Here is a 20,417-nt window from a genome sequence, read left to right as displayed (position 1 = left end):
GCTTCGACTTGTTTAGCCGAACCGTGCTTTCGTCAAGCGCTGGATCACAGTCTGATGCCCGGCGCGCTTGCCTTGCGGATCGGTCGCAATGCGGATCCGGCTGGGACCGAGCGCAAAGGCTTATCGCCTGGACCAGGCCAGCCAGCGGGCCGCCAGGCGCCTGCGCAATGAAGTGAACCGTGTCCGTCGGTAAGCGTCGCCCGCCATCTTGATGCCTTGCGCCTGTGTCGGGAAGGGATGGATGACATCGGCCAACGCATGCAATCCCATCCCCGAACGGATAGCGAGGGTCACGGCATTGATCATCTCGCCGGCATGGCTGGCGACGACCGTCGCTCCCAGGATGCGGTCGGATCCCTCCCTGACGTGGATCTTGACGAACCCTTCCTCTTCGCCGTCCATCACGGCGCGGGCGACATCGTGCATCAGGACCGTATAGGTCTTGACCGGAATGCCGTTGCGCCGCGCCTCCAGGGGATAGAGACCGACATGGGCGATCTCCGGATCGGTATAGGTGCACCAGGGGATAACGAGTTCGCTGAGCCTTTCGCGGCCGCGAAACAGGGCATTGCGCACGACGATGCGCGCTGTTGCCTCGGCGGTGTGGGTGAACTTGTATTCGAGGCAGACGTCGCCCGCTGCGTAGACATTTGGGTTGGTGGATCGCAGATAATCGTCGACCTTGATGCCGCTGGCGTCATAGGCCACGCCGGCTTCATCGAGGCCCAGGCCATCGACGTTGGGCGAACGGCCGACGCCAGTGATGATCTCATCGACCGTAATCGTCGTCGTGTCGCCATCCCGCATCAGGTCGGCGGCCTTCTTCTCGCCCTCCATCCGCACCGCCACCACTTCGGTGTTCAGCCGCACCTCGATCCCCTCGCGCGCCAGCGCATCCGAAAGGATCTGCGCGGCGTCGCGCTCCTCGCCGGGCAGGAACATCGGATCGCTCTGCGCCAGGATGACCTTGGCGCCGAGCAGGCAGAAAGCCTGCGCCGTCTCGCAGCCGAGCGGCCCGCCGCCGATGACGAGGAGCCGCGGCGGGCATTGCGTAAGGTCGTACATGGTCTCGTTGTCGAGATAACCGGCCTCGGCAAGCCCCGGAATCGCGGGCCCGCTCGCATGCGCGCCAGTCGCGACCAATGCCTTCTTGAAATGCAGGGTCCTGTCCGCGACCACGACGGTGTCCGGTCCGGCGAAGCGCGCTTCGCCGAAATAGAGGTCTATGCCCTCGGCTGCGACGGAAACGGCCGAATTGGCACGGCTGATCCGCTGCCGTATCTGCCGCATCCGTGTCATCGCCCGTTGAAAGTCGACACGAAGGTGGTCTGGCGGGTCGCCGCCAAAGCTCTCGGCGTCGCGCATATCGGCATAGAGCCTGGCCGTGCGGATGATCGACTTCGACGGGATGCCGCCGACATTGACACAGGCACCACCGATCAGCCCGCGTTCGATCAGCGCGACCTTCGCGCCAAGGCTCGCGGCGTCACGCGCGGCGGTCAGCCCGGCCGGCCCGGCGCCGATGACGACGAGATTGTAGGGGCCGTTCGGGGTCGGGTTCTTCCAGTGCGCGGGATGCGCGCCCCTGATCAGTTCGACATCATTGCTGTCGACAGGGAAGACGGCGGCTCTCGTCGGTTCACGCGACATCGCGCCCTCCGGGTACCGGCCGCGACAGCCATCCGCCGGTGAAACCCGCCTTGCCCAGGCCGCGACGGATATGGGGATTGGAACGCATCAGCCCCCAGATCAGTCCGGAACGGTGGTTTTCGATCATCATCACCGCGATGCCCTGGTCGAGCCCGTAATGGCCTTCCGAGACCCAGCCGTTGCGGCCGAATTTGCGGCGGTTGGCCAATGTCGGGTTGAAACCGCTCGGCAGGCGGAAATCGTCGAGAACCTCCGGATAACGATCGACGAGGTGACGCAGCGCCGCCAGGCAAATGTCCGGCGCGAAAGGCAGCGACGCCGGATAGGACCATGGCGCGATTGTCCCGTCATCCGGTCCGAAAGGCGCGCCGCGCGCGGCATAGCCGGAAAACCGGTGGGTCCGCCGCTCCACGCTGGCGCGGAAGCCGCCCGGTCCGTCTCCGGCCGAAAGACCCCACAAATTCTCGCCATAGCCGTCAAAGCCGTAAGGGTTGTGCCGGGCGTAGTCGCGGTGAAGGTATGTCGAGCGGCGGCTGTTTTCGAAATAGTCCGAATTCTTCTCCCGCATGAAAGCGTCGCGGATGCCTGCGAAATCGATCCAGGCATGCGAGAACTGGTGCATGAACAGCGGCCCGCCATAGAGCACGTCGTGGCCGTAGATGTTTTCCCATTGATAGGTCGCCGTCCAGGCCTCGTAGCTGTCGTCCGAGGTCGGGCGGTCCGGAGAGGCCATCGACAGCACATAGAGGATCGTCGCCTCGTTATAGCCTTCCCAGCCATAATGCAGAAAGCCGCTCCTCGGCTTCCAGCCCTGGCGGAGCGTTGGGCTGCTGCCTTGCGCCCATCGCCAGTCGACGCGCCTGTAGAGCGCCTCGGCCAGGAGGCGGATTTCGGCTTCCTCGTCGTTGTCGCCGGAAAAATAGGCGCTCGCCACCAGCATGCCGGCGATCAGCAGGGCGGTATCCACCATCGACAGTTCGCAGCGCCAAACGCGCAAGCCGCTCCTCAAGTCGAGAAAGTGGTAGTAAAAACCCTTGTGGCCGGTGACGTCGTGGCCGCTGCCTTGCGTGCTGGTCTGGAAAAAGCGTAGCGCCGCAAGGGTCAGGCAGGCAGCCGCATCACGCGTTATCCAGCCACGTTCGACGCCGATCGGATAGCAGGACAGGGCAAAACCGACGACGGCGATGCTGCACGGCGAATTGGGCCGCGACGTGTCGGCGACCAGCCCGTTGTCGGGGTTCACGTTCTCCAGGAAATAGCCGAACGCGGCGCGTTGACAGCGGTCCAGCAGTTCGTCATCGGCCAGCGCGGCGGGATCTGCTCTAAGCAATCGATAAAAACTCCAGCCTGATGGCAGCAACGCCCTGCGCAGGTACGGTGACATCGAACAGAAGGGTATGATCGCTGAAGGCGATCGCTTGCGGCTGTTTCGGCATCGCCGAGGCCGCATGCAAATGCTCTACCATTGCTCGGCTCAGGTAATCGGGACTTCCCATCGTCGCCCATAGCGCCTTGGGGTTGGCATTTGCCGCATCGACGCGTCGGATGGTTACCATGTCGGGCCGCCGTGCATTCTCAAGTTGAATCTGCACGGTCTCGTTCGCGATCGGATGCCGCGGCAAAGCGAAGTTGGAGATCAGCACGGTCAACGAATTTCCGTCGCGCACACACCAACTGTCGACGGTGGGATGATTGCCTTGAGTCGACAGGATTTCGGTTCCAAGGCCATGCAGCATTTCGAAGGCACGGTAAGCCGGTTTGGCTACGCCGTGAAGGTTCATCAGGCCGAAACCACCATGAAAGGGCAGGGATGGAAAATAATTCTCTTCGAAAATATCCGAAAAGGTCCAGTAGCTGTAGCCCTGAACCAGCCCTCTCGCCTCCATGACCGTCTTGACGATGAAGGCGGCGGCATAGGGCTCGTCGTGCATGGGATCGCGCGGGTTCGACGATGTGCACCATTCGGTGTAGTAGAGCGGACGGTCGCCTGCCTGCCGTCGCGCGGTGCGCGCTTCCTCGCGCAGGACGCTTCGCGTGCTTTTCGAGAGCTGGGCTTCGGTGTCGTCGCCAGGCTGGCCGAAGGCATCGGTCGGATAATGGTGCGTGCTGACGAAGTCCGCGGGAAGGCCGTTCTGGCCACAGTAAGCGATGAACTCATCGATCCAGGCATTGTCGGCTGTGGCTGGTCCGCCGACCTTCAAATGCGTGTCAACGGATTTGATTGCTCTTGCCGTGTAGGCATACAGCTTGAAATAATCCTCCTGTTTGCCGCTGCCGAACGCCTCGAGATTGGGTTCATTCCAGACCTCGAAGAACCATTGCCGCACCTCGTCGAGGCCGTAGCGATCAACCCAGTGAGCGACGAGTTTCGAAATCAGCGTCGACCACTGGTCGTAGTCCTTCGGCGCGCTGACATTGGCGCGATAACGGAAGACGATCTTTCCGGACGACGACAGCATCGTCGGCGTGAAACTCAGCTCGACGAAGGGGCGCATGCCGATCGACAGCAGGAAATCGAAGATCTGATCGGCATTGAAGAACGAATAGAGCGGCTTGTCGTCCTGGTCGATGAGCGTGCCCATGTCGTCATCGAGCAGCCCGTGAAAACGGACATGGCGAAAGCCGAGTTCGTCATGCGCCCGGCGCATCTGTGCCTGCCAGTCCGCGCGCAGGGCGAGCGTCGCGTGGCCGCTGCCGACCGTATGTTCCCAGAAGTGGGGGAATTCCTCGCCCTGGACGCCGAGATCGCAGCGAAAGGTCACACCCGTGGAACTGTCTGAAATATTTGCCGTTTCTACACCTTCCATCACCGACTATACGTCGGCGATGGCATATCGTTGCCTGCTCACGCGGATTTGTAGTGCATCAGTAGGTGGCGCGGCCGCCCGAGACGTCGAACACAGCGGCCGTGGTGAACGAGCATTCCTCCGAGGCGATCCATGAGATCAGCGCCGCCACTTCCTCGACCTCGCCGAACCGCGCCATCGGTATCTTGGAGAGCATGAAATCGATGTGCTCCTGCTTCATCTGCTTGAAGATCGCGGTGCGCACGGCGGCTGGCGTCACGCAATTGACCGTCACCTTGGTTTTGGCGAGTTCCTTGCCGAGCGACTTGGTCAGGCCGATCACCGCCGCCTTCGAGGTGCTGTAGGCGGAAGCGTTGGGATTGCCTTCCTTGCCGGCGATCGAGGCAATGTTGACGATGCGGCCATAGTTGCGCTCGAGCATGTGTGGCACCAGCGCCTTGTTGCAGTAGAAGACGCCGTTGATGTTGATGTCGATGACTCCACGCCAGTCCTCGACCGAATAGGACCAGGTGGTCATGTTGGGGCCGGTGATGGCCGCACTGGTGACCAGTATGTCGACCGCGCCGAAGGCGTCGATCGTCGATCGTGCGGCGACCTCCACACTTGCCGCATCCGCAACGTCCAACGTCACTCCACGCAGGCCGGGAACAATGGCTTTCGCCTGTTCGATCTGTGCGGGATCGCGATCCCAGACGCAGACGCGCCCGCCTTCGTCGACGATCCTCTGCGCGACCGCCAGGCCGATGCCCGAGGCACCGCCGGTGATGACCGCCGACCGGTCGGCGAAGCGTCCCGCGAAATTCATTGGCATGTGTTCCCCCCTGTTCATGTTGGCTGAAGCCGCCCCGCGTGCTGGCCCGTCCTGGGACTGTGAGGTGACCGCCGACCGAGTTCAAGCCGGCATGCGGCCGGATCGTCTGGGCCAATCGGCCGGATTATGGCGCGGCTCCTTCGAGCTGGTCGCGCAGCGCTTCCACCATACCCACCACGGCGGGGCCGATCTAGGCGTGCGCATGGACTAAGGAACCTCAAGGGAAGCGTCTCGTTCTGATGGGCAGCCGGAGCGCATGACCGATTGGCCCGTCCACGGCCGACATCTCTCGGCGATCGCCGCGCTGTAAGACAAGGTGACCGGATTTGCCATTGAGCACGGGGTGCGATAGGTTATATTGCACTGCACAATGGAGACGCCGTTTCTTGTACGACCCTGTTCGCGGATATGCCGGCTGGTTTGCGGCCTGCCGGTCCTGGGTCGCGTCGACGGGACCGTGAGATGAAAATTCCCAAATCCCTGCTCGTCGATCCCGAGAAGAATTCGGTCTATGGCAGCTTTGCCGTTGCCGTTTCGATCTGGGCGTTCTCCTATTCCGTCATTTTCGGCCAGGTGCTGATCCTGGCCTATTATGCCGTCTGGCTTCCGCTTATCCTGGTCGACTACCGGCGTTTCCTGCGGCAACTGTCCAGCGCCTGGCTGCCGCTGCTCTTTGCGGCCTATGTCTGCTTTTCCGTATTCTGGTCGCAGGCGCCCGGCGTCACCGCCAGAACGGCGGTCCAGTACTTGTCCCATATCGCCTGCGCCTATGTCGCCGCACGCACCGTCAGCGTGCGTACCCTGACAATAGGCGCCCTGGTCGGCATATTCTTCGTCCTGCTCTATTCGCTGAAAGTCGGCGCCTATTCCGAGGACGTCCTCGACGGCACCTATAATTTCGTCGGCGCATTCGCCTCCAAGAACCAGATCGGCTTCGTCGGCTCGCTCGGCATCTATTTCTCGGTCGTGTTCCTTGCTTTCCTTCGGCGTGGCCGGCTGAGTTTCATGCTGACCGTGCCGGTCGTGCTGTTGTCGGCCTATGTGCTGGTCGTCTCGCATTCCGCCACCTCGATGGCCTCGATACCGGCGGTTCTGGCGCTGGTGGCGCTTCTTGCGATGAGCAAGCTTTTGTCGCGACGCTACCGCCGGGTGATCTTCCTGGTCGGCGCCGGCATGATCGTCGTGGTGGCCATCGTCGCCCTCAATCTCGGGCTCATGGACTTCGTGCTTGGCATCTTCGGCAAGGATTCGACGCTCACCGGGCGGACTTATCTGTGGGAGCAGGGCTGGAACGCCGCGATGCGATCGCCGATCCTTGGCGTCGGCTATGCCGCCTATTGGGTGCAGGGCTTTGCCGAGGCGGAGCGGCTGTGGAACGAATTCTACATCAGCACCCGCACCGGCTTCCATTTCCACAACACCTATGTCGAAGCCCTTGTCGAACTCGGCTTCACCGGGGCGGTGCTGATATCGCTGATCATGCTGCGCACGCTCCTCGGCCACATCGCGGCGGTGGTCTTCAAGACATGGCAGGCCGAATCGGTGGTTCTGATCGGCGTGATGGTGCTGCTGCTCATCCGCTCCTTCGTCGAGGTCGAGATACTCAACCCCTACATCATGGGTTCATTCCTGATGTATTTCAGCTTCTTCAAGCTGGCGAGGCTGCCGGTCACCCGCACGCGATGGTCACCGGCTTTCGAGCCGGGGGATGCCAAGGCCGGACAGGCAGCCTGGCCTCACCGTCCCGCGGCAGCCGAGTAATGATGAGAGTCCGCTAAAGCCATCGCGGGAAAACCGCGTAGCGGTTCCGTTCGGGATTGCGTCAACAGCCATTCTGGTTTTCCGGTGCTGAAAATATATCAGCAAAAACCTCCGCCAAGCAGGCTTGGCGGAGGCTCAAGGCCCTTGCGCTATGGATCGAACGCGGCGGGCCGCGCGACCTTCCGCGTCTCTACTGGCTGGCCAGCGGCGCCAGCTTGATCTTGATCACATCGCCAGGCAGTACCGGTGTGTCTTCCTTGGCGGCGATTTCGCTGGTCTTGCCGTCGACATTGCGCACCAGCGAATAGAGCAAGGTAGGTTGCTGGTCGTTGGTGATGGCGGCCGTCGTTGCCGGATCCGTGGCCTGGGCTATCAGGCCTTTTTGCATATTCACCTTCAGCGCGGCCTCGTTCAGGTCGGCTTCGGTCTGCTGGCGATCGGCGGCGAGGCTCGAACTCAAGGTGTTCTGGGCGTCGATGGCGTCCTGCGTGGCCTTGCTGATCGCCTGCTTGGCGGTCAGGATGGCTGTCTCGTAGTCCAGGATCTTGCCCTGCAGGTCGGTAACGGACTGCTGCGAATCCAGAAGCCTGGCATTGGCCACCAGTCCCTTCTGGGCCAGCGGACCGATGCTGGCCAGCTGTTGCTGGGCCAGGTCGACCTGCTTCTGCTGGTTGACGATCTTCTTCTGCAGCGATTCGATTTCGGCCTGCAGCACACCCTTGAGATCGTCGAGCGCCTCGAGCTTGAGCTTCAGCGCCTTCTGGTCGGCGGTAAGGATTGTCATCTCGTCGGCGACGATGGTCGGCAGCCGCGGATCGCCTTCGACCTCCTTGGGTGCCTCAAAACTCGTCTTGCCGGCCATATCGGCGTCGATGCGGGCGCGCTTGACGATCAGCCGAACGCGCTGGTCGTCGGAGATATCGAAATTGCCCTTGGCGGTGACCAGGTCCTTGCCGAGCTGGGGACCGTAGTCGGCGTTGCGCCTGATGCCTCCGGCGACGCTGATCGCTTTCAGCACCGTAAGATCGGGCACAAAGGGAAATTGCCCGGGATTCTGCACCTCGCCCGAAATGTAGAAGGGGCGGAACTGTGCCATTTCGACCGAGGCTTCAGGCTTGTCCGATAAAGCGAGCTTGTGCTGCAGCGCCTCGCCGATCGCCGCGGCGACCTCCGCCGTAGTCTTGCCGGCCGCCGGCAACTCGCCGACGAAAGGCACCGACAGCGTGCCTGCCGGGCCGATCGTATATTGGCCATTGACCGACGACCAGTCGCGGAACGTGCTTTCGACCGTCTGCCATTCGGCGATGCGGATGGTGAGCTTGTCCTGGGAGCCCAGACGGTAATCGTCGGCGGCGGCCATCTGGGGAAAAGCAAGCGACATCGCAAGGCAGGTCGCCAGGAGCCGCGAGCGGCCGGAAAACGGGCCGCTGCCAAAGGCTTCGAAAATGTCTATCTTCAACTGAGCGTTCCGATCCGTTTTAGCCCCATCGCCCGATGAGCTTGCCGCCGGATGCCTTGATCCTGCCGGCCGATCAGTAAGAGCCGCGCGACATCCAGACGGCCGGCACTGTTCTGATGATGATGCGAACGTCCTCGAACAGCGACCAGTTCTCGACATAGTGGCGGTCGAACGCGACGCGGCTGTCATAGGAAACGTCGTTGCGGCCGCTGACCTGCCACAGGCCAGTCAGGCCGGGCCGGGACTTCAGATAATAGACAGCCGCGCTGCCATAGATTTCCAGTTCGTCCCGGACCACCGGGCGAGGCCCGACAAGGCTCATGTCGCCCTGGAGGATGTTGATGATCTGCGGCAATTCATCGAGGCTCAGCTTGCGCAGCACCGTTCCGACGCGGGTGACGCGTGGATCGTTCTTCAGCTTGCGGGTCGCTATCCATTCCGCATTGGCCTCTGGATTGGTCGCGAGATAGGCTGCCAGCACCTTGTCGCCGTCCGGAACCATGGTGCGGAACTTGAGGCAGGAGAAGAGCCGTCCGCCGCGCCCGATTCGGCGGTGACCATAGAAAACCGATCCGCCATCGGAGAATTTGACGAGCAGCGCTATCATGATGAACAGCGGGCTGAGCGCGATCAGTCCAGCCAGCGAACCGACGATGTCGAAACTCCGCTTGATGAGGCCGCCGATCGGCGGCGGAAAGTCGGTGTCGGCCTGCGAAAACCCCGCCGTGGCCGACTTGGCAATATCCCTCATACGGAAACTCCATGCGTTGAACGAATGGTTTACCGCACGATACCAAAAAAATGCTGCAGCGCAACACACAATTTCCCACGCCGCTGAAATAGTCGCGTCATGAATTGACTAAATAATAAGCTCGCGCTGCACAAATTTCGAAATGTTTAGCACATTTGTGACAATAAATGGGCAAGCATAAAAAAATCCGGGCGTTTTTAGGGCGTTTTGTGGGCGGCGCGTTCCCAGTGTCGGGATCCAGAGCATACGAGTCCTTACTGACGATGCTATATTCTGGACTATTCACCTAAAATACCATCTAATATTATGGGGTGTACTCCAGATCTGCAATGGCTGCAGGTTGAGTGAAATGCGGCCGGGTGCGTTGCAGCATGGCAGAATCGAACGCGTAAGCGCAATCAAAAATATGTGCGGTTGCCCTTGCCGCCTTCTGCTCGCCTTAATAGAATTGCAAATTATACCTGTCACGGTGGCGACAGGTTGAAAGGCCGGAAGCAACCGGTCGAGAGCGGGTGGTTTAACAAGCCCGCATCACAAGGGACGGCGCTCGGGTGGGGCTATCGTTGGATATACCCGAGCCGGTTTATGGGCTGTTGGGTATGTCGCTTCCAAAATTCATCGTTGGGATGCTGTTCGCGCTCGCGATCGTCGTCGCCTGGTCCTGGCTGGGTGGAGCTTCGCTTGGCACGACACTGCTGCGTGTCATCATCTGCGCGGTGGTCATCCAGGCCGGTTATTTCGCGGTCGTCTATGCCATGATCGCCAGGAGCGCGCCAACGCCGGCCGACAGGCTGCGCGAAGCCGAGAGAAAGCAAAACTCCACCGAAGTGCCCGAGGGCGAGAAGCTGGGCAGCGTCCGGCGGGGGCTGCATTAGATCCACGGGGACATCATCGTCCTCAGGCCACATCAGCGGGTTCGGTCTCCGACTGTTCTCCCGACAGCATCCGGGATAGCCGGCTCCCCGGCTTCGCCTTCAACCGCTGATATTGCCCGACCTCCACCACACGACCATCCTCCATCGCCACCACCCAGTCGGCGAAGGCGATCATCGACGGCCGGTGCGCGATGGTCAGGATCGTCATTGCGCCGCGCAGGCCGTCGATCGACCGGGCGATAAGCGACTGGTTCTGCCAGTCGAGCGCGCTTGTCGCCTCGTCCAGGATGAGCAGTGACGGCTTGCGCAGCAACGCGCGTGCCAGCGCGATGCGCTGGCGCTCGCCACCCGAGAGGCGCACGCCGCGGTCGCCGACCACGGTATTCAGCCTCAGGTCCAGTCGGTCCACGAAATCGCCGGCGTGAGCGGCGCGCAGTGCCTTCCACAAGTCGTCCTCGCTGGCCTGGGGCGCGGCAAGGCGCAGGTTCGCCGCAATCGTGTCATGCAGCAGGAACACGTCCTGCGGCACATAGGCCACCTGATCGCGCCAGCGGCGGCGATTGCCGGCATCGAGCTCGACGCCGTCGACGAGGATCTTGCCGGTGGTCGGCTCGAGCAGCCCGAGCAGCATGTCGGCGATCGTGCTCTTGCCTGACCCGGACGGGCCGATGAGCGCCGTGACCTTGCCGGCCGGAAGGCCGAAGGTGATGTCGCTCACCACTGCCTTGCCGGCGCCGTCGTCATAGACAAAGGAGACGTCGCGAATGTTCAGCCCCGTATCGAGGGTCAGCTTGCGGTGATCCGTGGATTCGACGTGGCCAGGCTCCCGTTCGGCGTCGAAACGCGCCTGCAGGTTGCGCATTGCCGTATAGGCGGGCAGGTTGATCAGCACCTGCTGGGCCTGCGTCTGCATGTCCATGAAGCGCGGCGCGATGCGCATGAAGACCAGGAGCAGCACGACGATCTCGGCCAGCGACAGGTGGAAGCGGACCAACGCCACATAGATGAAGACGCTCAAGCCCACGACGCTCGCCACCTGGAACACGGCGGTGCCGATCGAAGAGTTGCGGACATAGGCGATATTGTCGGCCTTCATCTTTTCGAGCGTGACCCGCAGCTGCGCGAAATAGCTGGCCTCGACGTTCAGGCTCTTGGCCACCTTGATGCCGCCGAGAAATTCCGAGACCGTGCGGTACTGGTCCTGGCGATTGGTCGTCAGGATCCGGCCGAAGGCGGTGGCTCGCGAGCGAAATGGCTGCAGCGCTATGAACATCACGATGCCGATGACGACGGCAAAGGCCGTCATGACCGGCGAAATGAACATGGAAATCACCAGATAGCCCGCCAGCAGCACGGCGATCTGCACCAGCATCAGCAGGGCAAAAGCCGCCCCCTGGACGCGGTCTATGTCGCCGGTCAGGGCATGGTCGAGATCGGAGCCGCGCATGCGCGTGAACACGCCCCAGCGCGCCTTGCCGATGCTCTCGAACAGGTTCATGCGCAAGCGGTTGATGAAATCGAAGAGCAGCCTTGCCATGTACACCGACTTGAAGCGGTTGAAGGCTGCTTGCACGGCAACAAGCCCGACCAGCGCGCAAAGCACCGTCGTCAGCTGCAGCGTTCCGCCGGGCACCAGCCAGCGCACGAACTCGATATTGGGCAGCCTTACCGCGAAATCCTGGTCGGCACGGCCGACCAGGTGCAGCAACGGCACCAGCAGCAGGATGGAAACGCCTTCCGTCAGGCTGCCGAGGATCAGGAACAGCAGCGCCGTCCAGGTTCGTCGTCCGCCGATCCGGGCAATGACCGCGCCGAATGCCGCGACATCGCGAAACAGCGACAGGCTGAAGACCGATGACCTAGGCATCTCCAGCCAATTCCTTTTCGATCAGCGCCACAGCCTCGCCGATCCTGTCGATGCCCGTCGGAACGTCCAGCCGGCACACGCCGACATGGTTAGCGATCGCTGAACAGTGGCGAAGATGCATCGCCGCGAAATCGCCGGAGAGCGCCGCGCGGCCAAACCGCGTCACGTAGGAGAATTTGATGATAGCTGGCAAGGCGGCGATTTGAGGCAGGAGGGTGATCCCCGCCCCTTCGCCGCGCTCGAGGATGTAAATCCTGGCCGCCGGCACCCTGTTGCCGGAGAAGGCGCCGTGCAGGCGATGCTGCATCTTCTCGATTGCCGGATGCACTTGCGGTCGCACTTGCGCTTGCCCAAGCGAGATTGCCGCCGCGGCGTCGGCGGCAAGCTTGATCTGCGGAAATCCCGGAACGATCATCGGTTCGTCCGGGTTGGTGAGATCGAGCGCCACGACGTCGTCGGTGAGCAGGTCGTGTCCGGCCCGGATCAGGGCGCTTGCCGTCGTCGACTTGCCGGCGCCCTTGTCGCCCATGAAGATGGCGCCCCTGCCGGCCACCGCGATGGCGCTGGCATGCAGCACCAGCAGGCCGCGCTGGTGCAGCAGCAGCGCCAGCACTGGCCCCAGCAACGGGAAGGCAAGCAAGGCGTCGTCGACGCCGGGCGCCGGCTGGACATCGATGCGGCGGGCGTCGCTGATCAGGAATGCGCCGACGGCCTCCCAGGCCAGATACTGCCGGCCAGGCTCGAAACGGAAGACGGTCGCTGCCTTCGCCGAAGGCTTGGGCATATCGATCGGGCCGATGACGATCTCGATGTCGGCCGTTGCCGGGTCCGCCGGCTCCAGTTCGGGCAGCCACACGTCGGACGCGATGAGCAGGCCGTAGGCGCGGTAGTAACTTCGTTCTCCCGCTGTCCTGTCGCGGTTGGGAAGACGGTCGAGGTCGCCGGCGAACGGCTCATGGCGAGACATCATGCGGGGCTCCCGCCATGCTGGACCTGCCGCAGCCACAGCGACAGCGACGCCGAGCGCCAGACATACTGGACATCGAGCGGTGCCGCCTGGTCCGGCTGGCGCAGCAGCCGCGCATAGGCGGCGTTTACTTCCGGCAGGTTGACATAGGGTGCGATGCGACCCGCATCGCCGACCAGCAACTGCTCCAGCAGGTCGCGATGGTTGCGCACCATGCCGTTGACCAGATTGGCGGTGAAATCGATCTTGTCGCGCCGCCACTGTACCGCCGCCGGCAGGATGCCTTCCATGGCCCGGCGCAGCACGTAGCGGCCAAACCCATGACGGAGCTTCTCCTCGCCCGGCAGCCCCAGGCAGAATTCCACCAGCGGCTTGTCCCAGAAGGGATACCGCGGCTCGATGCCGAAATTGGCGGCGGCCTTGTCCAAAACTTCGAAAGAGTGCGGAACATAGCCGTTGGACAGGATCCAGCGGTGGCTGAGCGCGTCGCTGGCTTGGACGCCGGGCGGCATGTAGCCAGCCCGATGGAACCGGTCGATGAGCTCGGTTCGCCTGGCAAGGTCCGGATTGATCAGGTCGCGCCAGCTGCGGCCACGCTTCGATCGGGCAGGCCTGCGCATCCTGTTCAAGGCTCGGTTCCCCAGCTGTCTCAGCCTGGCGATGCGCCAGGCCGGCCCGTAGATGGTCAGGAACTGGAAATAGAGGCCGAGCGTGCTGTCGCCATAGGTGTTGGAGGCGCTGCGGACCTCGCGCCAAAGGTCCAGCCACCTGCCGCCATTGGCAAGCTCGTGCAGATGGCCATGTCCCTGTGAAACGACCTCGTCGCCGCCATGGCCGTCGAGCAGGACCTTGATGCCCTTGGCGCCGGCCGTTCGATAGATCCCGCGGGTCAGCGTCAGGCCCGGCGCCAGGAACGTGCCTTCCTGTTCCTCCAGCACCCGTTCGAATTCAGCGAAGGGTGCATAATTGCCGACTGGGATGAATGTCGGATCGGCTTTCCGCTGATCGAGCACGGCATCGATGAATGGGCGCTCGTCCATCGAGGAACCCTTTTCGAACACGAGCGAGAAGGTCGGTAGCCTCGGCTTGCGCTCGGCCGCATTTTGCACTCCCGCCACGCAGGTGATCGAGGATGAATCGAGGCCGCCGCTCAGCATCGCGCCGATCGACGGACTTCCTCGCATGCGGTTGCGGACCGATTGCGCGAACAGATGGGCGAATTCCTCCGCGGCATCAGGCCGCGGTGCTCGCTGCGATGGTTCGATCTGCCAGTACCGGCGCAGCACCAGACGTTGCGCGGTGACGGTGAGGCTGTGACGCGCCGGCAGGGCGAAGATGTCGCTGTAGGGCGTGGACTGCGGGTCATCGGGCAGCCCGGCCAGGAACCCCGAAATCCGGTGCTCGCTGAGGCGCGCACCGACCCCGTCGAGGCCGAGCATTGGCCCGATCTCGGAGGCAAAGGCAAAGCGGCGTTCCGCTGCGTGGTAGTAGAAAGGCTTGACCCCGAAATGGTCTCGCGCGCAAAACAAAAGCTGCCGCTCGGCATCCCAGATGGCAAAGGCGAAGTCGCCTTGCAGATGCACGGGGCACGTTTCACCCCAGCGCAGATAGGCCCGCATCAGCAACGCCGCATCGGCGACTGAGTTGTCCCTGATGCCGAGCCTTGCGAGCAGCTCGTCGCGGTTATCGAGCCGGCAATCGGCGGTGATGGCCAGCTTGCCGCCGGCCATGGTCAGTGGGCCGGGGCCGGCTTCGTCGGTGGTGTTGAGCCAGGCATGGCCAAGCGCGACGCCGCTGTCCTGCCACCACGAGGTTCCGTCGGGACCACGATGGCGCATGCGCGCCAGCATCTGCTGGATGTCGCTCGCCGCTTCAGTCGGCGCGGGGCCTTGTCGCAGCAGGATTCCGGCTACGCCGCTCATCGGCTGCCGTGGTCGATCAGGTGGGCGAAACCATCGACGGATCCGCCAAGCACGATGTGGTCATCGCTGACCAGCCAGGCATGCGCCTTCAATTGCTCGCCCGTGCCGCGCTCGATGCCGATGCGGATGTTCGACGCATTGCCCTGGCGCGCGAGGAGGTATTGGCCCGACAGCGCCTGGGTCAGGCAGGTGGCGCCCGGAACGAACCGTGCGGCGGCCGCAACCCCCCAGGCGACAAGCCGCAACTCGCCCATGCTGGCACACTGGTGCGCGTTGAGCCGCGTCACCATCCCGCGGACGCGGTTGTAGGAGAACAATGTCAGCCCGAGCCGGACGGTCGTGACCACCAGCAGGCACCGGCACAGGAAAAGCGCTTCCGAGCCGCTCAAGGACAAGATCCTGGCCAGGCCGCGCCTGTCAGGCCGCTGCTTCATCGGCCGGGGATTTCTCTGCGTCACAGCTCTTTGCCGCGCAACCATGGCCTTCTGCGACACCTGCCTAGACGAGTGCCTCATGCTCAAGCCTCGCAAGCCCGTTTTCCGCCAGGCCTTTCAGCAATGCGTCGACGTCGGCCTTGCAGCGTTCGGCGTCGACATTGTAGCGAGCGAGGACGGCGCTGCGGATGTCCGCGATCGGCTTGGGTTCCTGGATCAATTCCCAGATGAAGGCGCCGACACCGTTGAGGCTGTAATAGATATTGGACTTCAGGTTGAGAAGCGCGAGGCCATCGCCGAATTCGCAAGCAACGGCGTCCTTGGTGGCCTTTACGCAATCGTGCTCGGATGGGTTCCAGTTCATCCTAAAACCTCGTTTGCAACACACGGTCTACGCGTCATCAGGTTCAATGGAAAGTCGGGGATTTTCATCCCCGGCTCCATTTCATTGTCTTCGATCCCGGAGGCCCAACGTCATTCCTCCAGAATCAGGCTGGTCTCAGGAGAACGTCAGGTCGCCAATCGGGGTGTGCGCGGGAAACGACGCGTCGATTGCCGTGCTGCCACCACCGCCTTGGGTAATGGTTTCGATTGAACCATGTACTGTCAGGTTTGGCGTTTCGTACTCATGCTTTTCAACATTCTGTTCCATTTTACTCTCCATAAGGACTGGAAACGGCCTGTCGATTGCCGTCAGCACTTTCATGCTGCATCGCAATAGCTGCACAGCAACATTTATGAGTCAAGCCTGATTTACCGGTCGTTAATCAATTATGGGTTGCGGACGTCACCCCGCGTGTAAGAAATCCACCTCTTTCGAGATGAAGCCGGGTGTGATTGCCCCTCGTCACAGGAGATTCCGTAAACCATTGATTTTGCATAAACAAGAGGAAGCCAATGCTTGGCCATTGCCATTGGACAACGCCGAAAGATACTCAACTTTCAGCTGATCCCATCGATGGCCCGGCCGAAGCGCTGCGCTAGGGTGGGAATTTCTCCATACATCTCATCCCCTTCCGCGAAGCCGGCAAACGCTATGGTTGTAAAATTTCGCACTGCGAAAGGAAAGGCTTTACGGCGCCGCCGTTTTTGACGATGCTTTGCTTAGCAGCTGCAGCATACGCTTCGCGCAAACCGCTTTTTGGAGACTGTGCGCTCAATGGCCTTGCCGGAAAGCTCCTATGAAAGACTGCGCGCCACCGACTGCGCCGACGAGATCGCTTATGTGCGGGCCTGCTTACGGTTGTATTTCGCGGGGCCGGCCGCCTCGGCCGGTGAAACGTGGACGCCGGGCCTTTCCGACGCTGTCGTCACTGATATCGCCAGGTTGAACAAGGTCGGTACCTTCGTCTTGAAGGCGCTGTCGCGTACGCCGGCGCATGAGAGGCCGGCCGAACTGTTCCAGTGGCTCGAAACCTATCGCAGGAGGACGGTGTCGATGAACGCCGCCTGCCTGATGGATTCGATCGCCATTCACGAGGCGCTGCTCGACAGGCGGATTGATTTTGTGTTCCTGAAAGGGCCGTTCCAGCAGCATCTGCTTTACGACGATCATTTCATGAAACCCTCGGGCGATATCGATATTCTGGTTTCGCCTGCCGGGTTCTTGAAGGCACGCGAAGCGTTACGCTCGATTGGCTACGAAGTATCGGGCAAGTCGCGTTCGGTCTGGTGGGTCCGCTTCCTCGGCGAACAGCACATGATCCGTGGCAATGGGTCGAAATCATCCACTGTCGACCTTCATTACCGGCTTCAGCAGCCCGGCTCGCCCAGTCCGCGCGATGCCGACGGGTTCCTGCGGCGAAAGCGACTGGTCGAGATCACCGGCGCCGAAGTCCCGTTCACGTCGGCTGCCGACACGCTGATGCTGGCCTGCATCAGCGTCGCCAAGGCACTGTTCAACCGGGAGCCTTGCGCCGGCTACGTCTGCGATATCAGGGCCAGCGCCAGCCGTCTCGGCCACGCCGATCAGCAGCGTGTGCTCGATGCGGCGGTGAGCCAGGGGCTGGAGGACACGCTGCTGCTCGGCCTGCGTTCCGCCGATGTGCTGCTCGGCGGCACCGGCACGCTTCTGTCGGAGCGGGCCAAGCCGATCCTGTCGCGCATCGGCAATGAAGACCTGCTCAACATGGTCATCGCGCCATGGCTGTCGTCGCTGCGCTGGCCGCAGCGACGCACGGTGTTGTGGGAATTGTGCGGCCGGGCTCCGGTCCGTTACCTTTCCGAGGCCGGTTGGGCGGCGTCGGCGGACATCAGCCGCCGCATCTTCGAACGGCCAGCCGGCCCGTGAAGGCGGCGGATATCGAACGCGTACAGGGCGAGGGCAGATCGGAACCTGTGCAAGAGGCAATTCCATGTCGATGACGAAATCTCAAGTCTGCGTGATCATCGCGGCCAAAAACGCGGCGCGAACGATCGCCGTCGCCATCGCGTCCGCGTTGCGCGAACCGGAAGTCGGGGAGGTCGTCGTCGTCGACGATGGCTCCACGGACAATACGGCCGAGGTCGCACGCTCCGCCGACGATGGCAGCGGCCGGCTTGCGGTGATGCGCCTCGACGTCAATCGCGGCCCTTCTTTTGCCCGCAATGCGGCGATCGCCGGTTCACGAGCCCCGTTCATCAGCATTCTGGACGCCGACGATTTCTTCCTCGAGGGCCGGTTTCGCAACCTGTTTGTCGGCGCCGATTGGGATTTCGCCGCCGACAACATCATGCTCATCAGGGATGACGCGGCTGGCGATGCAACCAAAATCGTCGCCCCGGATTTTGCCGCCGATCCGGAATTCCTCGATTTCGAAGGATTCGTGGAAGGCAACATCTCCAGGCGCCGCGTCCAAAGAGGCGAACTCGGCTTCTTGAAGCCGGTGATCAGCCGTGCCTTTCTCGACCGCCACGGGTTGCGCTACGACGAGAGCCTGCGGCTAGGCGAGGACTACGAGCTTTACGCGCGAGCGGTCGCCCACGGGGCACGGTTCAAGGTCATCCGTTCCTGCGGCTACGGCGCCATCGTCCGCGCCGATTCACTCAGCGGCCGCCACAAGACGCAGGATCTGAAGCGGCTGGCCGATGCCGATCTGGCGCTGCTGGCGATCGACAGCCTGCCGGAAGGGTCGAAAGCAGTGCTGCGGCGGCACGAGCGGCATGTGCGCGACAAATACCGGCTGCGCAATTTCCTCGACGTGAAGGCCGAGCGGGGCCTGGCTTCTGCCGCGGCCTACGCCTTCGCAAGCCAATCCAACCTCGTCCCCATCGTCCAGGGCGTGGCGTCCGACAAGATCGAGGCGCTGTTTCGCAGTGTTGGCCTGGTCTCCAGGAACAAGCACGTGCCGCCGCTCCGTTTCCTGATGGCTGGAACCAGTACCGGCAAAGGACGGTAAGGCGCGGTGTTACCTGCCGACCGCGAGGCCGCCACGCAACCATTTCCATCGGATTTATGAGTTTACGAATTGGGTGGTTGCCTCGCGGCTCTGGGGATGGCAGTCTATGCTGCGGTGCAACAAATTAAACGACCAGCCGAACTGGCCCCCGATCGGACTGGTGCGAAGTCTCTCTTCGTCAGAGGAGTTGGGCGACGCGGTTACGAGTTTTCAGCCCCGGTTGCGGGGATCGGCCAGTGGCCTGGCCTGAAAGCCGGTCCAGGAAGCCGGCGATGACGGGAATTTAAGTTCATGGCCTCGATATTCGGCTTCAGATCAAGGGATCCGGCCCGCGACAGGCAGACCGACGTTGCGCGCCTGGACCGGCTGGCGAAGCTGTTCGAGCAGATCGCCGCCGAGATCGAGGCGGAGAAAACCGGCTTGGAGAGCCGCTACCGCAAGGAGGCGACCAACGCGGCCTTTCTGGTCGAAGCCATGGAAAACGGCTCCGCCTCCGATCGCCGCTCGTCCGAAGTCAGCGCGTTGACGCAGTCGATCCTGAACAGCGAGCGCCGCATCGCTGCGCTGTCGCGCCAGGGCGGTAGGATGCGCGAGCTCCGTCATTCGCTGGACGTGGTCTTCGACGAGAATACGAGCACCGATCCGGCGGCGGTCGACCCCGCCAGGCAGGCGGGAGCCGGCCGAAATTGAAGGCGGCGGCGCGGGACCGTTACGGCGAAGGTGATGCAAGGCTGGACGTCGGGAGGGTGATTGAAAAGGTCAAGGTTGGCCCGTTTGGAAGCGGTTCGAACGTCGACTTTGGGTTGGGGACACAGCGCAAAGGTGAGTCACTCATGAATTCGGATCCAAAGACCATGTCCACGACAGCAATCGACGCCCCTTCAGCCCTGCTTTCCTGGCGGCGGTCTGGTCTGGCTGTCGCTTTGCTGCTGGTCGCTCTTGGCAGCCTGCCGGCAACCCCGTCTCATGCGCAGGATATCCAGTCCGCGCCCTCTTTCGTCGACGATTTCAAGAATTTCGACCACGAGCGCTGGTACGTTTCAGACGGCTGGACGAACGGCAGCCATCAGAATTGCACCTGGTCGAAAGGCTTGGTCAAGCTTTCCGATGGCGTTCTTTCGCTCGGATTCGCGAAGCAGAAGACCAAGGATCGCGAGTTTGCCTGCGGCGAGATCCAGACCAAGCAGCGTTTCGGCTATGGTACCTATGAGGCGCGGATGAAGACTGACACAGGCCCTGGCCTCAACGCGGCGTTCTTCTCCTATATCGGCCCATCCGACAAGCAGCCCTGGGACGAGATCGACTTCGAGATCCTGACCAAGGACACCTCCAAGGTGCAGGTCAACGCCTATATCGCCGGCAAGGGCAAGAACGAGAAGCTGGTCGACGTGCCGGGCGGCACCGACAGTGCCTTCAACGACTATGCCTTCGTCTGGGAGAAAGATAGCCTGCGCTGGTATCTCAACGGCCAGCTGGTGAACACCATCACCGATCCCGCGAAGCTGCCCAGCCATGCGCAGAAGATCTTCTTCAGCCTTTGGGGTAGCGACACCATGAAGGGCTGGATGGGAGCGTTTGCGGACCCGGGCCGCAAGCTTTCGCTGCAGGTCGAGCGGGTCGCGTTCACCGCGCTGGGTCAGCCCTGCCAATTTCCGGAATCGCTGGTGTGTAGTGTAAAAGAGCTGGGAAAGACGAATTGAACCGGCAGGGCCGAGAAGCGGTCCGCTGCCCTGGAT

At 62.3% G+C, this 20,417-nt stretch carries 18 protein-coding genes; 6 read left to right on the top strand and 12 right to left on the bottom strand.

Annotation, left to right across the window (positions count from 1 at the left end):
* Positions 1-120: 120 nt before the first annotated feature.
* The 4 genes from FJ954_RS00145 to FJ954_RS00130 form a co-directional block, all read right to left on the bottom strand.
* Complete coding sequence (locus tag FJ954_RS00145) at positions 121-1,650, bottom strand: mercuric reductase (RefSeq protein ID WP_140614949.1); 1,530 nt, start codon at positions 1,648-1,650, stop codon at positions 121-123.
* Positions 1,640-2,980 carry a glucoamylase family protein gene (locus tag FJ954_RS00140; protein ID WP_140660036.1) on the bottom strand — a complete coding sequence of 447 codons (1,341 nt, stop codon included), beginning with the start codon at positions 2,978-2,980 and terminating at the stop codon, positions 1,640-1,642. Before FJ954_RS00140 ends, FJ954_RS00145 begins: the two co-directional genes overlap by 11 nt.
* Positions 2,973-4,412, bottom strand: coding sequence for a glycosyl hydrolase (locus FJ954_RS00135; protein ID WP_246681001.1), 1,440 nt, complete (start codon positions 4,410-4,412; stop codon positions 2,973-2,975). The genes FJ954_RS00140 and FJ954_RS00135 overlap by 8 nt, the downstream gene beginning before the upstream one ends.
* Positions 4,413-4,515: 103 nt before the next feature.
* Positions 4,516-5,268 carry an SDR family NAD(P)-dependent oxidoreductase gene (locus tag FJ954_RS00130; protein WP_140660034.1) on the bottom strand — a complete coding sequence of 251 codons (753 nt, stop codon included), beginning with the start codon at positions 5,266-5,268 and terminating at the stop codon, positions 4,516-4,518.
* A gap of 462 nt (positions 5,269-5,730) precedes the next feature.
* Between FJ954_RS00130 and FJ954_RS00125 the strand changes: the two genes are divergently transcribed.
* Positions 5,731-7,029 (top strand): O-antigen ligase, encoded by a 1,299-nt coding sequence (locus FJ954_RS00125; RefSeq protein WP_140660033.1) that lies wholly within the window; start codon positions 5,731-5,733, stop codon positions 7,027-7,029.
* Positions 7,030-7,219: 190 nt separating this feature from the next.
* On the opposite strand, the gene FJ954_RS00120 is transcribed toward FJ954_RS00125, so the two are convergent.
* Positions 7,220-8,476: a polysaccharide biosynthesis/export family protein gene (locus FJ954_RS00120; RefSeq protein WP_181172928.1), complete on the bottom strand. Its 1,257-nt coding sequence runs from the start codon at positions 8,474-8,476 to the stop codon at positions 7,220-7,222.
* An 85-nt stretch (positions 8,477-8,561) separates the two neighbouring features.
* A complete protein-coding gene (locus FJ954_RS00115) occupies positions 8,562-9,239 on the bottom strand; it encodes a sugar transferase (protein WP_015314232.1) in 678 nt (225 codons plus the stop codon).
* Between the two features lie 599 nt (positions 9,240-9,838).
* On the opposite strand from FJ954_RS00115, the gene FJ954_RS00110 reads away from it, so the two are divergent.
* On the top strand, positions 9,839-10,114 hold the full coding sequence (locus FJ954_RS00110; protein WP_015314231.1) for a hypothetical protein: 276 nt from the start codon (positions 9,839-9,841) through the stop codon (positions 10,112-10,114).
* A 22-nt stretch (positions 10,115-10,136) separates the two neighbouring features.
* Here FJ954_RS00110 and FJ954_RS00105 read toward each other — a convergent pair whose 3' ends face one another.
* From FJ954_RS00105 to FJ954_RS00080, 6 genes are all read right to left on the bottom strand, one after another.
* Positions 10,137-11,981, bottom strand: coding sequence for an ABC transporter ATP-binding protein (locus tag FJ954_RS00105; RefSeq protein WP_140660031.1), 1,845 nt, complete (start codon positions 11,979-11,981; stop codon positions 10,137-10,139).
* Positions 11,974-12,951 (bottom strand): serine kinase, encoded by a 978-nt coding sequence (locus tag FJ954_RS00100; RefSeq protein ID WP_140660030.1) that lies wholly within the window; start codon positions 12,949-12,951, stop codon positions 11,974-11,976. Before FJ954_RS00100 ends, FJ954_RS00105 begins: the two co-directional genes overlap by 8 nt.
* Complete coding sequence (locus FJ954_RS00095) at positions 12,948-14,870, bottom strand: lasso peptide isopeptide bond-forming cyclase (protein ID WP_140660029.1); 1,923 nt, start codon at positions 14,868-14,870, stop codon at positions 12,948-12,950. Before FJ954_RS00095 ends, FJ954_RS00100 begins: the two co-directional genes overlap by 4 nt.
* The gene (locus FJ954_RS00090; protein WP_224584338.1) at positions 14,867-15,259 is read right to left on the bottom strand and encodes a lasso peptide biosynthesis B2 protein; all 393 of its coding nucleotides are present in this window, start codon (positions 15,257-15,259) and stop codon (positions 14,867-14,869) included. Before FJ954_RS00090 ends, FJ954_RS00095 begins: the two co-directional genes overlap by 4 nt.
* Positions 15,260-15,368: 109 nt before the next feature.
* A complete protein-coding gene (locus tag FJ954_RS00085; protein WP_015314226.1) occupies positions 15,369-15,668 on the bottom strand; it encodes a PqqD family protein in 300 nt (99 codons plus the stop codon).
* A gap of 135 nt (positions 15,669-15,803) precedes the next feature.
* Complete coding sequence (locus FJ954_RS00080; RefSeq protein ID WP_015314225.1) at positions 15,804-15,956, bottom strand: lasso peptide; 153 nt, start codon at positions 15,954-15,956, stop codon at positions 15,804-15,806.
* A gap of 507 nt (positions 15,957-16,463) precedes the next feature.
* Between FJ954_RS00080 and FJ954_RS00075 the strand changes: the two genes are divergently transcribed.
* The 4 genes from FJ954_RS00075 (at position 16,464) to FJ954_RS00060 (ending at position 20,381) form a co-directional block, all read left to right on the top strand.
* Positions 16,464-17,594 (top strand): nucleotidyltransferase family protein, encoded by a 1,131-nt coding sequence (locus tag FJ954_RS00075; RefSeq protein WP_140614938.1) that lies wholly within the window; start codon positions 16,464-16,466, stop codon positions 17,592-17,594.
* A 64-nt stretch (positions 17,595-17,658) separates the two neighbouring features.
* Entirely contained in the window at positions 17,659-18,681 is a 1,023-nt protein-coding gene (locus FJ954_RS00070) for a glycosyltransferase family 2 protein (RefSeq protein WP_015314223.1), read from the top strand.
* Positions 18,682-18,972: 291 nt separating this feature from the next.
* A complete protein-coding gene (locus tag FJ954_RS00065; RefSeq protein WP_140660027.1) occupies positions 18,973-19,371 on the top strand; it encodes a hypothetical protein in 399 nt (132 codons plus the stop codon).
* A 143-nt stretch (positions 19,372-19,514) separates the two neighbouring features.
* On the top strand, positions 19,515-20,381 hold the full coding sequence (locus FJ954_RS00060) for a family 16 glycosylhydrolase (protein ID WP_140660490.1): 867 nt from the start codon (positions 19,515-19,517) through the stop codon (positions 20,379-20,381).
* Positions 20,382-20,417: the final 36 nt, after the last annotated feature.

This window comes from Mesorhizobium sp. B2-3-15 (assembly GCF_006442875.1).
GTDB lineage: Bacteria > Pseudomonadota > Alphaproteobacteria > Rhizobiales > Rhizobiaceae > Mesorhizobium > Mesorhizobium australicum.
Note: the sequence above shows the minus strand (reverse complement) of the source record. Positions and strands in the feature narration are given on the sequence as shown.